Origin of the sequence: Curtobacterium sp. PhB142, assembly GCF_004341255.1 — a bacterium.
Taxonomy (GTDB): Bacteria; Actinomycetota; Actinomycetes; order Actinomycetales; family Microbacteriaceae; genus Curtobacterium.
The window spans coordinates 124,445-139,302 of the sequence record NZ_SLUT01000006.1; the positions used below are offsets into that span (position 1 = coordinate 124,445).

The 14,858-nt window shown below is 70.8% G+C and carries 12 protein-coding genes; 5 read left to right on the forward strand and 7 right to left on the reverse strand.

Annotation, left to right across the window (positions count from 1 at the left end):
• Nucleotide 1: 1 nt before the first annotated feature.
• Nucleotides 2-1,381, reverse strand: a complete 1,380-nt coding sequence (gene aroA / locus EDF31_RS13080) for a 3-phosphoshikimate 1-carboxyvinyltransferase (RefSeq protein WP_131846429.1) — start codon at nt 1,379-1,381, stop codon at nt 2-4.
• Nucleotides 1,382-1,492: 111 nt separating this feature from the next.
• Here aroA and EDF31_RS13085 point away from each other — a divergent pair, with 111 nt between their 5' ends.
• From EDF31_RS13085 to EDF31_RS13095, 3 genes are read left to right on the forward strand one after another with little or no spacing between them, the layout of a single operon-like run.
• On the forward strand, nt 1,493-2,260 hold the full coding sequence (locus EDF31_RS13085; protein WP_131846430.1) for a sigma-70 family RNA polymerase sigma factor: 768 nt from the start codon (nt 1,493-1,495) through the stop codon (nt 2,258-2,260).
• Nucleotides 2,257-2,499 (forward strand): zf-HC2 domain-containing protein, encoded by a 243-nt coding sequence (locus EDF31_RS13090; protein ID WP_111086426.1) that lies wholly within the window; start codon nt 2,257-2,259, stop codon nt 2,497-2,499. The genes EDF31_RS13085 and EDF31_RS13090 overlap by 4 nt, the downstream gene beginning before the upstream one ends.
• A gap of 51 nt (nt 2,500-2,550) precedes the next feature.
• Entirely contained in the window at nt 2,551-2,991 is a 441-nt protein-coding gene (locus tag EDF31_RS13095; RefSeq protein ID WP_111086422.1) for a GNAT family N-acetyltransferase, read from the forward strand.
• A gap of 33 nt (nt 2,992-3,024) precedes the next feature.
• Here EDF31_RS13095 and EDF31_RS13100 read toward each other — a convergent pair whose 3' ends face one another.
• Nucleotides 3,025-6,762 carry a multifunctional oxoglutarate decarboxylase/oxoglutarate dehydrogenase thiamine pyrophosphate-binding subunit/dihydrolipoyllysine-residue succinyltransferase subunit gene (locus EDF31_RS13100; protein WP_207896219.1) on the reverse strand — a complete coding sequence of 1,246 codons (3,738 nt, stop codon included), beginning with the start codon at nt 6,760-6,762 and terminating at the stop codon, nt 3,025-3,027.
• Between the two features lie 166 nt (nt 6,763-6,928).
• Here EDF31_RS13100 and EDF31_RS13105 point away from each other — a divergent pair, with 166 nt between their 5' ends.
• Nucleotides 6,929-8,368 (forward strand): GuaB1 family IMP dehydrogenase-related protein, encoded by a 1,440-nt coding sequence (locus tag EDF31_RS13105; RefSeq protein ID WP_131846431.1) that lies wholly within the window; start codon nt 6,929-6,931, stop codon nt 8,366-8,368.
• A gap of 152 nt (nt 8,369-8,520) precedes the next feature.
• Here EDF31_RS13105 and EDF31_RS13110 read toward each other — a convergent pair whose 3' ends face one another.
• The 4 genes from EDF31_RS13110 to EDF31_RS13125 all read right to left on the reverse strand — a co-directional run bounded on the left by EDF31_RS13110 (nt 8,521) and on the right by EDF31_RS13125 (nt 12,832).
• On the reverse strand, nt 8,521-9,558 hold the full coding sequence (locus EDF31_RS13110; protein ID WP_123294216.1) for a hemolysin family protein: 1,038 nt from the start codon (nt 9,556-9,558) through the stop codon (nt 8,521-8,523).
• A complete protein-coding gene (locus EDF31_RS13115) occupies nt 9,555-10,949 on the reverse strand; it encodes a hemolysin family protein (protein WP_131846432.1) in 1,395 nt (464 codons plus the stop codon). The genes EDF31_RS13110 and EDF31_RS13115 overlap by 4 nt, the downstream gene beginning before the upstream one ends.
• Nucleotides 10,950-11,106: 157 nt before the next feature.
• Nucleotides 11,107-12,189, reverse strand: coding sequence for an NADH:flavin oxidoreductase/NADH oxidase (locus tag EDF31_RS13120; protein WP_131846433.1), 1,083 nt, complete (start codon nt 12,187-12,189; stop codon nt 11,107-11,109).
• Between the two features lie 10 nt (nt 12,190-12,199).
• On the reverse strand, nt 12,200-12,832 hold the full coding sequence (locus EDF31_RS13125; RefSeq protein ID WP_131846434.1) for an HAD family phosphatase: 633 nt from the start codon (nt 12,830-12,832) through the stop codon (nt 12,200-12,202).
• Nucleotides 12,833-12,856: 24 nt separating this feature from the next.
• On the opposite strand from EDF31_RS13125, the gene EDF31_RS13130 reads away from it, so the two are divergent.
• Entirely contained in the window at nt 12,857-13,717 is an 861-nt protein-coding gene (locus EDF31_RS13130) for an ADP/ATP-dependent (S)-NAD(P)H-hydrate dehydratase (protein WP_131846435.1), read from the forward strand.
• A 370-nt stretch (nt 13,718-14,087) separates the two neighbouring features.
• Here EDF31_RS13130 and EDF31_RS13135 read toward each other — a convergent pair whose 3' ends face one another.
• Nucleotides 14,088-14,798, reverse strand: a complete 711-nt coding sequence (locus tag EDF31_RS13135; RefSeq protein WP_207896221.1) for a YceI family protein — start codon at nt 14,796-14,798, stop codon at nt 14,088-14,090.
• Nucleotides 14,799-14,858: the final 60 nt, after the last annotated feature.

The window sequence follows — 14,858 nt, forward strand, 5'->3', positions numbered from 1 at the left end:
GTCAGGCCCCCGCGTCCCCGGTCGAGACAAGCGCCGCCCACAGCTCGGGGAACTGCGGCAGCGTCTTGGCCGTGCACCCGATGTCGTCGACGGCGACGCCGTCGACGACAAGGCCCACGACGGCGCCGGCCGTCGCCATCCGGTGGTCGTCGTACGCGGCCCAGCCGCCGCCGTGGAGCGCGGCAGGCTCGATGCGCAGGCCGTCGTCGAGTTCGTGCACCGCGCCTCCCGACCGGTTCACGTCCGCCGCGAGCGCGGCGAGACGATCCGTCTCGTGCCCACGCAGGTGGCCGATCCCGGTGATCTCGGTCGGCCCGCCGGCCAGCGCGGCCAGTGCGACGAGCGCCGGTGCGAGCTCGCCGCCGCGGCTGAGGTCCAGGTCGAGACCCGGCAAGGAGGCCCCGCCCCGGATCCCGACGCCGCCGTCGACGACCAGGTCGTCGCCGTCTCGGGCCACGGTCGCGCCCCACAGGGGCAGGAGCGTCTCGAGGTCGGCGCCGACCTGCGTGGTCTCGCGCGGCCAGGTGCGGATGCGGACGGTGCCACCCGCGACGAGCGCGGCGACCGCGAACGGCGCGGCGTTCGAGAGGTCGGGCTCGATGGTGACGTCGCGAGCGGCGATCGGACCGGGGTGGACGACCCACTCGCCGACCGCGGGTTCGTCGACGGTCACGCCGTGGGCACGGAGCGCGGCGACGGTCATCTCGATGTGCGGCAGGCTCGGCAGACGCTCCCCGACGTGGGTGAGGTGCAGGCCCTCGTCGAACCGGGGCGCGGACAGCAGCAGCCCGGAGACGAACTGGGACGACGCCGACGCATCGATCGACAGGGCACCACCGCGGACCGAACCGGTGCCGGTGAACGCGAACGGCATCGAGCCGTCGCCGTCGTCGGTGACGTCGACGCCCAGGTCGACGAGCGCCCCGATGATCGCGTGCATCGGACGCTTGCGGGCGTAGGGGTCGCCGTCGACGACGACCGGGCCGACCGCCAGGGCGGCCAGCGGCGGCAGGAACCGCATCACGGTGCCGGCGAGGCCGCAGTCGACGCGGACGTCGCCGTGCATCGGTGCCGGGGTGATCCGGAGGTCGGGGCCGTAGGGGTTCGGCTGCGCGCCCGGTGCCGGCTCGACCTCGTCGATCCCGACGCCGAGCTGCCGGAGCGCCGCGATCATGAGCGCCGAGTCGCGCGAGTGCAGCGGCAGGCGGATGACGGAGGGGCCGTCGGCGAGGGCGGCGAGCACGAGCTCGCGGTTCGTCAGCGACTTCGAGCCGGGCAGCGCGACGTCGCCGCGCAGGGGACCGCGCGCGAGCGGGGCGATCCAGGGGGCCGGGTCCGCGGCGGCCTGTGCACCGCTCTGGGAATGCGTCGTGTCTGCCATCGGTTCACAAGACTACTGAAACGATCGGGAGGACCCTTGGCGACAGCACTCGCACCCTCGCGGACGCGCCTGCCCGGCGTGTCCACGTCGCTCGCTCTAGACTGGCCCGCGATGACGACCGACGAGCCGCAGGCAGCACCGCACGACCTGGTCGAGGAGACCGAGGAGCAGCTCGACGCGGTCGAGGCGGAAGAAGCGGACGACGAGTCCTTCGTCGACGCCAAGACCGTGTCGGCCGACGAACTCCGGGCCCTCTTCGAGACCCAGGCACTGCCCTTCATGGACCAGCTCTACGGCGCGGCGATGCGGATGACCCGCAACCCGGCCGACGCCTCGGACCTGGTGCAGGAGACCTTCGTCAAGGCGTTCGCCGCGTTCCGCCAGTTCAAGCAGGGCACGAACCTGAAGGCCTGGCTGTACCGGATCCTCACGAACACGTTCATCAACACGTACCGCAAGAACCAGCGGAACCCCTACCAGGGCACCATCGACGAGCTCGAGGACTGGCAGCTCGGCGGCGCCGAGAGCGTCACCCAGTCGATCTCCGCACGGTCCGCCGAGGCCGACGCGATCGACCACCTGCCGTCGTCCGCCGTCAAGGACGCCCTGCAGGCCATCCCCGAGGACTTCCGGATGGCCGTGTACTTCGCCGATGTCGAGGGCTTCTCGTACCAGGAGATCGCCGACATCATGAAGACCCCCGTGGGAACGGTCATGAGCCGTCTGCACCGTGGTCGCCGGCTCCTCCGGGGGCTCCTGGCGGACCACGCCCGTGAGACCGGCATCGTCCCGGACGCAGCGTCGACGGCGACGATGCGCGGACGAGGCCGGAAGACTGCCGCGACCGAGGGTCGCGTCGATGGGAAGGAAACACGATGAGCGGCTGCGACTGCTCCAAGGCGAAGGCCGAGCTCGAGGAGTTCCTGCACGGGGAGCTCTGCCGCGAGGACGCGGCGGACATCCGTGAGCACATGGACGACTGCGAGGACTGCACGACCGAGCACCGCGTCGGCGTCGTCCTGATCGAGACCGTGCGCCGCGCGTGCAAGGAGACCGCTCCGGAAGAACTGCGTGGCGAGATCCTCGCGCGCATCCGGCTGGAGCAGTCGACCCACTGAGGTCCTCCGCTCCGTCGTCACACGACGGGTCGGGTCGGTAGTGTCACGGACATGACCCTCCTCGTCGAGTCGATCACCACCTGGTCCGACACGGACGTCTCCGACGTCGCTGCCCTCGTCCGCCTGCTCGGCCACGAGGTCGACGATGCGGCGATGCGCGCGCGCCTCGAACGGCTCACGCCCGAGGCCGGACACCGCACCTGGGTGGTGCGTGGGGACGACGGACGGCCGGTCGCCGTCGCGGGCGCGCAGGTCACCTGGGCGTACGCGAGCGACGAGCCGACGGCGCAGCTCCTGCTGCTGGTGGTCGACGACACGGCCAGGAGGCTCGGCACCGGTTCGGCGCTCATCGGCACCTTCGAAGCGTGGGCCGTCGAGCAGGGCGCGCGTCGCCTGAGCGCCGTCAGTGCGGCCGCGACGGACAGCGCGCACCGGTTCTACCAGAAGCGCGGGTACCACGACGCGGGTGTGCGCTACACGAAGATCGCGTAGCGCACACCCGCGTCGGGGGTCCGGGCCGAGTGCCTAGCCGAGGGCTCTCTCGATGACCTCGGTGGCTTCCTGCGCGGAGCGCTTCGACGAACCGGTGGCCGGCGCGGCGCTCGCGGCACGGGCGGCGACCGACAGCGGTCGACCGTCGAGGTGCGGCGACAGGTTCATGCAGACGAACGGCCAGGCGCCCTGGTTCTCCGGCTCCTCCTGCGCCCACACGACGTCGGCGTCCGGGTAGCCGGCCAACACCTCGAGGATGCGCTCGAGTGGGAGCGGCGCGAGCTGCTCGAGCCGGACGAGGGCGACGTCGGTGACCCCGCGCTTCTCCACCTCGGCGCGCAGGTCGTGGTGCACCTTGCCGGAGTGCAGGACCACGCGACGCACCGCCGCCTTCTGGGCCACGCGGTCGTCGTCGATCACTTCCTCGAAGGTGCCGTTCGTGAAGGCCTCGACCGCGCTCGTCGCTTGGCGCAGGCGGAGCATGGCCTTCGGGGAGAACACGATCAGCGGCTTCTGCGGACGCTCCCACGCCTGGCGGCGCAGCAGGTGGAAGTACGACGCCGGAGTGGACGGGCGGGCGACGACCATGTTGTCCTCGGCGCACAGCTGCAGGTAGCGCTCGATGCGGGCGGACGAGTGATCCGGTCCCTGGCCCTCGTAGCCGTGCGGCAGCAGCAGGACGAGGCCGGAGCGCTGTCCCCACTTCTGCTCGGCGGACGAGATGAACTCGTCGATGACGGTCTGGGCGCCGTTCGCGAAGTCGCCGAACTGCGCCTCCCACAGCACGAGTGCCTCGGGCCGCTCGACCGAGTAGCCGTACTCGAACGCCATCGCCGCGTACTCGCTGAGCAGCGAGTCGTAGATGGTGAACCGGGCCTGGTCCTCGGTGAGGTTCGACAGCGGCAGCCACTCCTGGCCGTTCGACCGGTCGTGGAACACCGCCTGGCGCTGGACGAAGGTGCCGCGGCGGGCGTCCTGGCCGGCGAACCGGACGGGCTTGCCCTCCACCAGCAGCGAACCGATCGCCATGAGCTCGGCCATCGCCCAGTCCACGCCGCCGTTGCGCGTCATGTCGGTGCGCTTCGACAGCAGCTGCTGCAGCTTCGGGTGGATCGAGAAGCCAGCGGGCGGGTTGCTGTGCGCGTCACCGATGGAGCGGACGAGCTCTTCGGACACTGCGGTCTCGCGGACCTCGACCTCGGAGTCGTCCTGCTGTGCCGCCGGGCGTTCGAGTCCCTGCACGGCGCCGTCGTCGTCGACCTGGATCACCGGGATGGTGCCGGTCTGCGCCTCGTGCGTCTCGGCGAAGGCACGCTCCAGGCGGTCTTGGAAGTCGCGGTGCGCCTCGTCGTACTCTTCCTGCGTGATGTCCCCGCGGCCGACGAGGGCCTCGGTGTACAGCGTGCGGACGGACCGCTTCGCCTCGATCAGGTTGTACATGAGCGGCTGGGTCATCGAGGGGTCGTCGCCCTCGTTGTGCCCCCGGCGGCGGTAGCAGATGAGGTCGATGACGACGTCACGGTGGAACGCCTCGCGGTACGCGAACGCCAGGTCGGCGACGCGTGCGACGGCCTCGGGGTCGTCGCCGTTCACGTGGAAGATCGGCGCCTGGATCGTCTTCGCGACGTCGGTGGAGTACACCGAGCTGCGAGCCGACTCGGGCGGGGTGGTGAACCCGACCTGGTTGTTGATGACCAGGTGCACGGTGCCGCCCGTGCGGTAGCCGCGGAGCTGCGACATCTGCAGCGTCTCGACGACCACGCCCTGACCGGCCATCGCCGCGTCGCCGTGCACGAGCACCGGCAGGACGTTCGTCGAACCGGGGCCCTGCTTGTCCTGCTTGGCACGGACGATGCCCTCGAGCACGCCGTCGACGGCCTCGAGGTGGGACGGGTTCGCCGCGATCGTCACGGGGATGCTCGAGCCGTCCGAGGTGCGGAACAGCCCCTCGGTGCCGACGTGGTACTTCACGTCGCCGGAACCCTGACCGGACACCGAGCCCGGCAGGGACGAGCCCTCGAACTCACGGAAGATCTGGCCGTAGGTCTTGCCGGCGATGTTCGTCAGGACGTTCAGGCGACCGCGGTGGGCCATGCCGATCGCGACCTCGGCCAGGCCGACACCGGCGGCGTGCTGGATGAGCGTGTCGAGGAAGGCGATGGTGGACTCGCCGCCCTCGAGCGAGAAGCGCTTCTGCCCGACGTACTTGGTCTGCAGGAAGGTCTCGAAGGCCTCGGCCTCGTTGAGCTTGCCGAGGACGCGGAGCTGCTCGTCCTTCGACGGCTTCGAGTACGGGACCTCGATGCGTTCCTGCACCCAGCGGCGCTGCTCCGGGTCCTGGATGTGCATGTACTCGATGCCGACGGTGCGGCAGTAGGCGTCGCGCAGGATCCCGAGGACGTCGCGCAGCGGAGCACTGGTCGTGCCGGCCAGCCCGCCGGTGACGAACTCGCGGTCGAGGTCCCAGAACGTCAGCCCGTGGCTCTCGATCTCGAGGTCGGGGTGCGTGCGCTGGCGGTACTCGAGCGGGTCGATGTCTGCCATCAGGTGCCCGCGGACGCGGTAGCTGTTGATGAGCTCCTGCACGCGAGCCGTCTTGTTGACCCGGTGCGCCAGGTCGACGTTGATGTCGTTCGCCCACTGGATCGGCTTGTAGGGGATCCGGAGCGCCGCGAAGATGCCGTCGTAGAAGCCGTGCTCGCCGATGAGGCGTTCGTGCACGTGCTTGAGGTACTCGCCCGAGCCGGCGCCCTGGATCACCCGGTGGTCGTAGGTGCTCGTCAGGGTGATGGTCTTGCCGATGCCGAGCTCGACGAGGGTCTTCGACGCCGAGCCCTGGAACTGCGCCGGGTACTCGAGGGCGCCGGCGCCGATGATCGCGCCCTGCCCCTTGGTCAGACGCGGGACCGAGTGCACGGTGCCGATGCCGCCCGGGTTCGTGAGCGAGATCGTCGTGCCCTGGAAGTCGGCCGGCGTCAGCTTGTTGTCGCGGGCCCGCTTGACCAGGTCTTCGTAGGCCGACAGGAACTGGCCGAAGGTCAGGGTCTCCGCACGCTTGATGCTCGGCACGAGGAGCGACCGGGTGCCGTCCTTCTTCGGGACGTCGATCGCGATGCCGAGGCCCACGTGCGCCGGGGCGACGACGAACGGCTTGCCGTCGCGCTCCTCGTAGAACACGTTCTGGCTCGGGAAGTCCTTGAGCGCCTGCACCATCGCCCACCCGATGAGGTGGGTGAAGGAGATCTTGCCGCCGCGGGCACGGCGCAGGTGGTTGTTGATGACGATCCGGTTGTCGATCATCAGCTTCGCCGGGATCGTCCGGACGCTCGTGGCCGTCGGGACGGTCAGCGAGGCGTCCATGTTCGACGCCAGGGTCTTCGCCATGCCCCGGAGCGGGGTCGCCACGTCCTCGTGGGTCTCCTCGTGGTCGTCGGCGGCGTCGTTGGCCTCGGCCGGGATCGGCGGCGGGGTCGGCTGGCGCGACGTGGTCTTCGCCTGGATCGGACCACCTTGCGCTGCCTGCTGCTGCGGGGCCGGCGCGTCACCGGTCGCGGGCTGCTGCGTGGTCGACTGCGCGGGCGTCGAGGACTGCTGATCAGCTGCCGGAGCGCCGCCGACCTGCGTGCGGTGGTAGCTCTCGAGGACCGGCCACCAGGACTTGTCGACCGACTCCTTGTCCGCGACGAACTGCTCGTAGAGCTCGTCGACGAGCCACTCGTTCGCCCCGAATTCGCCCGCGGTCTCGTCCGTTCCGGTCAGATGGCTCGACACAGCCGATCGCCCACTCTCCGTCGATAGATGCTCGTGTGTGTCGTGCGGTGCAACCCTGCCCCGCACAGGTGCCAAGCCTAGCCGCTCGCACATGTCCGTTCGGTGTCAGCCGCGGCGCGAGTCGGGGCCCGGTCCGGCCTCCGGGCGGAGCCGTACAGTGGGGCCCATGAGGTTCTACGAGACGCGGCCGACACACGACCTGACCTACTCCGACGTCTTCCTCGTCCCGAGCCGTTCCGGCGTGACGAGCCGCTTCGACGTCGACCTCGCGTCGAACGACGGCAGCGGTGCGACGATCCCGATCGTGAGCGCCAACATGAACTCGGTCACGGGTCCGCGCCTCGCCGCGACCCTGGCCCGGCGCGGGGGCCTCGGCGTCCTGCCGCAGGACATGCACCTGCAGGACCTCGACGCCGCGATCCGCTGGGTGAAGGACCAGCCGGTCGACTACGACACCGCCTACGACATGGGCTCGTCCACCACCGTCGCCGAGGCACTCGAGCAGCTGCTGCCCGTCGCCGGTCGGGGCGTGGTGGTCCGCGACGCCGCCGGGGAGTACCTCGGGTGCGTCCCCGCCAGCCGGCTCGGCGACGCCGGTCCCGACGCGACGCTCGGCGACCTGCTGCACGGCGCCTCGACCGCGATCGACGCCGAGGACGCCGGCACGCCCCGCCACGTCTACGACGTGCTGAGCGGCGCCGAGGTCGACTTCGCACCCGTCGTGCGGCACGGCAAGGTCGTCGGCACCACGAGCCGGACCAGCGCCATCCGCTCGGACATCTACACGCCGGCCGTCGACGTCTCTGGTCGCCTGCGCGTCGCGGCCGCGATCGGCATCAACGGCGACGTCGCCGCCAAGGCGCAGGCCCTCGCCGCCGCCGGGGTCGACGTGCTCGTGCTCGACACAGCGCACGGACACCAGGAGAGCATGCTCCGCGCGCTCCGCACCGTCGCGGGGCTCCGGCTCGGCATCCCGCTCGTCGCCGGCAACGTCGTCACCGCCGACGCCGTCGCCCACCTCGTCGACGCGGGCGCGGACATCATCAAGGTCGGTGTCGGACCCGGCGCCATGTGCACCACGCGCATGATGACCGCCGTCGGTCGGCCGCAGTTCTCCGCCGTCCTCGAGACCGCCGCCGCCGCACGGTCCCTCGGCGCGCACGTCTGGGCCGACGGCGGGGTCCGGTACCCCCGCGACGTCGCGCTCGCACTGGCGGCCGGCGCCTCGGCCGTGATGATCGGCTCGTGGTTCGCCGGCACCCTCGAAGCGCCGGGCGTGCTCCGTCGCGACGCCGCCGGCAAGGCCTACAAGGAGAGCTGGGGGATGGCGTCCGCGAAGGCCGTCCGCGAGCGGTTCGAGCGGCTCGACCCGTACGAGCGGGCCCGCAAGGAGCTCTTCGCCGAGGGGATCTCGTCGTCGACGATCTACCTCGACCCGGAGCGCCCGAGCGTCGAGGACCTGCTCGACATGATCACCACGGGCGTCCGGAGCTCCGCCACCTACGCGGGCGCCGCGTCGCTGGCCGAGTTCTCCGAGCGTGCCCTGGTCGGCATCCAGTCCGCCGCCGGCTACGAAGAGGGCAAGCCGCTCCCCGTCAGCTGGTAGCGCGCCGGCGGGCGCGGCCCTGGTCGCGACCACGAACGGACGGGAGGCCCGTGGCTGCGTTGCCACGGGCCTCCCGTCCGCCATCGCGAAAGCGACAGATCCCTGCGGAACGTTCGCGGGGATCTGTCGCTTTGCCGGAACTGTTGGTGCGGCTACCGGCGTCGGGTCGCGTCCTCGACCTCGCCCACGAGCTCCTCGAGGATGTCCTCGAGGAAGAGCACGCCGAGGGTCCGGCCGTCGGCGTCGAACGCCCGCGCGACGTGGCGGCCCGCAGCCCGCATGGTGGCCAGGGCGTCCTCCAGGTCCATCTCCGTGTAGAGCGAGATGAGCTGGCGGATGCGCTTCGGCGGCACCGGGTCGTCGAACTCGTCCGGCCGCAGGTCGATGACGTCCTTCACGTGCACGTAGCCCGTGGGGGAGCCGTCCTCGCCGACGAGCACGTACCGCGAGAACCCGCGCTGCGCCACCGCACGCTCGACGTCCGCCGGGGTGGCGTCCTCGGGCAGGGTGACGAGCTCGGCCATCGGCACGGCGACGTCGCGGACCTTCTTCTCGGTGAACTCGAACGCCAGGGCGAGCTTGCCGTCGTCGGTCAGGGTGCCCTCGCGGCGGGACTGCTCCACGATCGTCTGCACCTCTTCCACCGTGAAGGCGCTGACGGCTTCATCCTTGGGCTCGACGCGGAACAGGCGCAGCACGGCGTTCGCGACCTCGTTCAGGCCGACGATGACCCAGTGCAGGCCGTGGCCGATGTACCAGAGCGTCGGCACGAGCAGCAGCGCTGCGCGATCTGGCATCGAGAACGAGATGTTCTTCGGGACCATCTCGCCGAACACCACGTGCAGGAACGAGACGAGCAGCAGCGTGACCACGAACGCCACGGTGCCGATGACCTCGACGCTCCAGCCCGTCAGGTGCAGCGGGACCTCGAGCAGGTGGTGGATCGCCGGCTCGGAGACGTTCAGGATGAGCAGCGAGCAGACCGTGATGCCGAGCTGCGTGGTCGCGAGCATGCGAGTGGCGTGCTCCATGGCCCAAAGCGTCATCTGCGCGGCCTTCGAGCCTTCTTCTGCGCGCGGTTCGATCTGCGATCGGCGGGCGGAGATGACGGCGAACTCGGCGGCGACGAAGTACGCGTTGCCGAGCAGCAGCACGAAGAGCCAGAAGATGCCCCACCAGTCGGAGCTCATCGGGTACTGCCCTTCGTGGCGGTCTTCGTGGCGGTCTTCGTGGCGGTCTTCGTGGCGGGGATGATGATGGCGGTCGCCGCGGTGTCCGTCGGCGGGGGCGTCGGGGTCCAGCGGATGCGGTCGATCCGGCGGCCGTCCAGACGTTCGACCCGGAAGACACCGCTGTCGAGCGGGACCTCGTCACCGACGACGGGCAGGCGGCCGAGCGTCGACATGAGGAAGCCGCCGACGGTCTCGTACGGGCCGTCCTCCGGCACCTTCACGCCGGCGCGGTCCTCGAGCTCGTCGGGACGCAGGAGACCGGGGAAGGTCAGCCAGTCGCGGGAGCGGACCACGTCGATGCGCGCGCGGTCGTGCTCGTCGGAGACCTCGCCGACGATCTCCTCGATGAGGTCCTCGAGCGTGACGACCCCGGCGGTGCCGCCGTACTCGTCGACCACGATGACCATCTGGTAGCCGCGGCCGCGGACCTCGGCGAGCAGGGTGTCGCCCGGCATCGTCTCGGGCACGCGTTCGGCGTCGGTCATGAGTGCTCCGACGGGGACCTCCGGGCGCTTCTCGCGGGGGACGGCGACGGCCTGCTTGACGTGCACGATGCCGACGACGTCGTCCGCGTCCTCCTCGATGACGGGGAAGCGGCTGAAGCCGGTCTTGCGGGCGAGGGCGATGACGTCCTGCGCGGACTCGGACACCCGGATGGTGGAGAGCCGCGGGCGCGGCGTCATGACGTCGCTGGCGCTGAGCTCCGAGAACGAGATCGTCCGTTGGAGCAGCGTCGCGGTGTCCTGCTCGAGCGACCCCTCGGACGCCGAACGGCGGAGCAGCGAGGTGAGCTCTTCGGCGCTGCGAGCACCGGAGAGTTCCTCTTGCGGCTCGATGCCGATCGACCGCAGCACGGCGTTCGCGGTGCCGTTGAGCACCGCGACCGCCGGCTTGAACACGGTCGTGAAGGCGATCTGCAACGGCACGACGAGCTTCGCGGTCTGCAGCGGCAGCGCGAGCGCGAAGTTCTTCGGTACGAGCTCGCCGAGGATCATCGACAGCAGGGTCGCGATGACGAGCGCGATGATCGACCCGACGGTCTCGACGATGCCCTCGGGCAGGTTCATCGCCAGGAACGGTGCCTCGAGCAGCTTCGCGATGGACGGCTCGAGCAGGTAGCCGGTGAGCAGCGTGGTCAGCGTGATGCCGAGCTGCGCACTCGACAGGTGCGTCGAGGTGACCTTCAACGCCCCGATGACGGGTGCCAGGCCCGGCTCACCGCGGTCGCGACGCGCTTCGACGTCGGCGCGGTCGAGGTTGACCAGCGCGAACTCGGACGCGACGAAGACGCCGGTGCCGAGTGTCAGCAGGATGCCGCCGACGAGCATGACGATGTCGATCGGACTCATGATTCACCCCCGTCCGCGCACGGGGATGACGTGCAGCTCACCGAGTGAGCGGCGGATGAGTGAGGCGAAGAACTATTCGGGGGATCGTCCACAGTGCTGCCAATCGTACTGCCTGCCCGAGGGGCCGACCGAGGATCCGTTCAGGAAGGCCGCGCGTCTACGCCGTGACCCGCGCGCGGTGGTACTGCTGCGGCTCGTAGTCGACGGTCACGCCGAGCTCGACGGCCACGCGCAGCGGGAAGCCCGGGTCGCGCAGGAACTCGCGGCCCACCATCACCACGTCGGCCTGTCCGGTCGCGACGATCTGCTCGGCCTGGAGGCCCTCGGAGATCATGCCGACCGCGATGGTGCCGATGCCGGCTTCGCGCTTGATCGCCGCGGCGTGCGGCACCTGGTAGCCGGGGCCGACCGGGATCGGCGCGCTCGCGACGTTGCCGCCGGTCGAGACATCAGCCAGGTCCGCGCCGTGCTCCGCAGCCCACCGAGCGACCTCCGTGGTCTCGTCGAGCGTGAGCCCGCCGTCCACCCAGTCGGTCGCCGAGAACCGCACGACGATCGGGAAGCCCTCGCCGACCTCGGTACGGACGGCGTCGAGGACCTCGAGCAGTGCCCGGGCGCGGTTCTCGAGCGACCCGCCGTACTGGTCCGTGCGGTGGTTGCTCAGCGGCGAGAGGAACTGGTGCAGCAGGTACCCGTGGGCGGCGTGGATCTCGACCAGGTCGAACCCGGCCTCGACGGCACGGCGAGCGGACTGCGCGAACGCCAGTGCGACGACCCGGATGTCCTCGGTCTCCAGCTCGCGCGGGACCGCGTAGCCGTCGAAGGCCACGGCGGACGGGGCGACGGTGGACCAGCCGCCCTGGTCGGCGGGGACCGAACCGTGCGTGGACTCCCACGGGCGGAACGTCGATGCCTTGCGGCCGGCGTGCGCGAGCTGGACACCGGCGGCAGCGCCCTGCGCGTGCAGGAAGTCGACGATCGGCTTGAAGGCGTCGCGCTGCTGGTCGTTCCAGAGTCCGAGGTCCTGCGGGCTGATCCGGCCTTCCGGCACCACGCCGGTCGCCTCGACGACCACCGCACCGGCACCGCCCTTGGCGAAGCCGCCCAGGTGGACGAGGTGCCACGCGGTCGGCACGCCGTCCTGCTCCTCGGCCGAGTACTGGCACATCGGGGAGACCCAGATGCGGTTGCGGACCGTCAGGTCGCGGATGGTGATCGGCTCGAACAGGGCGTGCGTCACGCGGGACTCCTCAGGGGACGGGCGCCGGCTCGGCCGCGAGTTCCGTCAGGAACGACCGCAGTGACGCCGACGACGTGTAGTGGTGGCCGACCGCCCCGATCGCTTCCGCGCCGGTGGCGTTCTCGGCCCTGTTGTCCACGAACACCATCTGCTGCGGCTCGATTCCCAGACGCGCGCACGTGTCGCGGTATATGGATGCGTCGGGCTTCAGGACGTGCTCCTCGGCGCTCACCACCACCGTCTCGAACAGCGAACCCATCGGGGAGCGTCGGTACGGGTCACCGAAGTCGAAGCCGGCGTTCGACAGCAGTGCCACCCGGGTGCCGGCGTCGTGCAGCTCCTCGACGACCGCCAGGGTCTCCGGTTCGACCTCGAACCACCCGGTGAAGTCGACGGCCCAGAACCGGTGGATGTCGGTGATGCTCCAGGTCCGCCCGACGCGTTCGCCGATCGCCCGCCAGTACGCCACCACGGACAGGTCGCCGCGGTCGAGGTCGTGGCGGAGCTCCTGGTAGACGGTGAACAGCTCGTCGGCGGGCACCCCGGTCAGCTCCACGAGTGCGTCACGCGACGCGTGCGGCGTGCGGCTGATCACCTCGCCGTAGTCGAAGACCACCACGCGACCAGGCAGGAACAGGCTCATGCGCTCCACCGTAACGTGGGGCCGGTGAACGACTTCGTGCCCGTCCAGCCGTCCGATGCCGCCGCGTGGGTCACCGCGCCGACGGGGGAGTCCACCAAGTACCGCCGTGGGGTGCTCGGCATCGCGACCGGCTCCGACCAGTACCCGGGTGCCGCGGTGCTCGGGGTCGACGCCGCGGTCCACACCGGCGTCGGCATGGTCCGCTACGTCGGACCGTCGCGGGCGTCGAACCACGTCCTGGCCCGTCGCCCCGAGTCCGTCGCCGGCGTCGGTCGGGTGCAGGCATGGCTCGTCGGCTCGGGCATCTCGGCGTCGTCGCTCGGTGATCTGGACGCCACGACCGCCTCGGCCTTCACGCGCGCTTCGGACGACGGCGTCCCGGTCATGGTCGACGCCGGCGCGATCCCGCTCGTCGACCTCGGCCCGCTCGCCGTCCTGACCCCGCACGCGGGGGAGCTCGCGTCGTTGCTCGGCGTCTCCCGCGACTCGATCGAGCAGGACCCGGCCGCCGCGGCGCTCCGCGCGGCCGAGCAGACCGGCAGCGTCGTGCTGCTCAAGGGCGAGCGCACGCACGTGGTCACGCCCGACGGGTCGGTCCGGTTGGTGGCGTCGTCGGCGACGCCGTGGCTCGCCGCCGCCGGTGCCGGGGACGTGCTCGGCGGGGTGCTCGGCGCGCTCGTGGCGTCGCGGCAGGGTGCCGTCGAGGCTGCTGGTTCGTCGCTGACGCCGTCGGACCTCGCGCACCTGGCAGCGTCGGCCGCGGTGGTGCACGGGCTCGCGGCGCGGCGGGCGTCCGGCGGCGGGCCGTTCCCGATGACCGGGCTCATCGCCGAGCTGCCCGGGGTCGTGCGGGACCTGGTCGTCGACGGCGACGCGCGCGGGTAGCGGTCGGTGCGCGGCGACGCAGCACGACAGCGTCGACGTCGTACGACATCAGTGATGTCGCCTGTTGCAGACGCCGCGTGACGACTTCCTCGTTGTCGCACGACAACGAGGAAGTCGTTCCGTGCGTGCGCCGGTGGTTGTACACGCGCGGTGACGACAGCATGGATGTCGTACGACATCGAGTTCGTCGTTCCTTGCCCACGCGCATGATTGCGGGCGCGGGGTGACGACAAGGTCGACGTCGTACGACATCGATCGTGTCGCCTGTTGCAGACGCGAGCGGGGACGGACGGGAGGCCCGTGGCGGGGCCGCCACGGGCCTCCCGTCCGCCTGTCGCGCACGTCACGGGCGTGACGCGCGTCGCGGACGTCAGCTCGCGGGGGTCGCGTGCACCAGGAACTCGACCGTGCCGGAGTCGTCGACCTTCACGAAGCCGAGGCTCGGCGCCTGCACGCCGTAGTCCGAGAACGTGACCGGGATCGAGCCGGAGATGTCGACGCCGTCGCCGTTCAGGCCGACCTGCAGGTCGGCGGTGACGTCCTTCGTGACGCCGTGCAGCGTGAGCTTGCCGGCAGCGGTGACCTTCGTCGTGTCCGAGCCGCTCGGGACCGCGTCGGCGATCGGCTCGGAGAGTTCGAACGTGGCCTCGGGGAAGGCGGAGGTGTCCATCGCGGAGTCGCGGAAGTAGGAGTCACGCTGGTCCGAATCGGTGGCGATGTCGGCGACCTGCACTGTGATCGTTGCCTTCGTGATGCTCGTGCCGTCGACTGTGGCGCTGCCGGAGACGCTGTCGGTGCGGCCGGTGACGGTGACGTCGGAGCCGTTGAGGACCTCGTGCAGGCGGTAGCCGGCCTCGGAGTCGCCACCGACCGTCCACACGCCGGACAGGTCGGAGTCGTCGAGGGTGGAGGCCTCGCGGCTGGCGGCCACGGACGGTGCCGCCGACGCCTTCGCGTTCTCGTTGCTCGTGTAGACGTTCGTCGCGACGATCGCCCCGATGACGCCGAGCACGACGACGGCGGCGATGACGGAGATCCAGATGACGGCCTTGCGGCGCCCGCGCGGGGTTTCGGTGGTCACGAGCAAGACGGTGACACGTCATGGTTGGGGGAGCCTGGGATTCTCTGCCGGTTCGGGTGC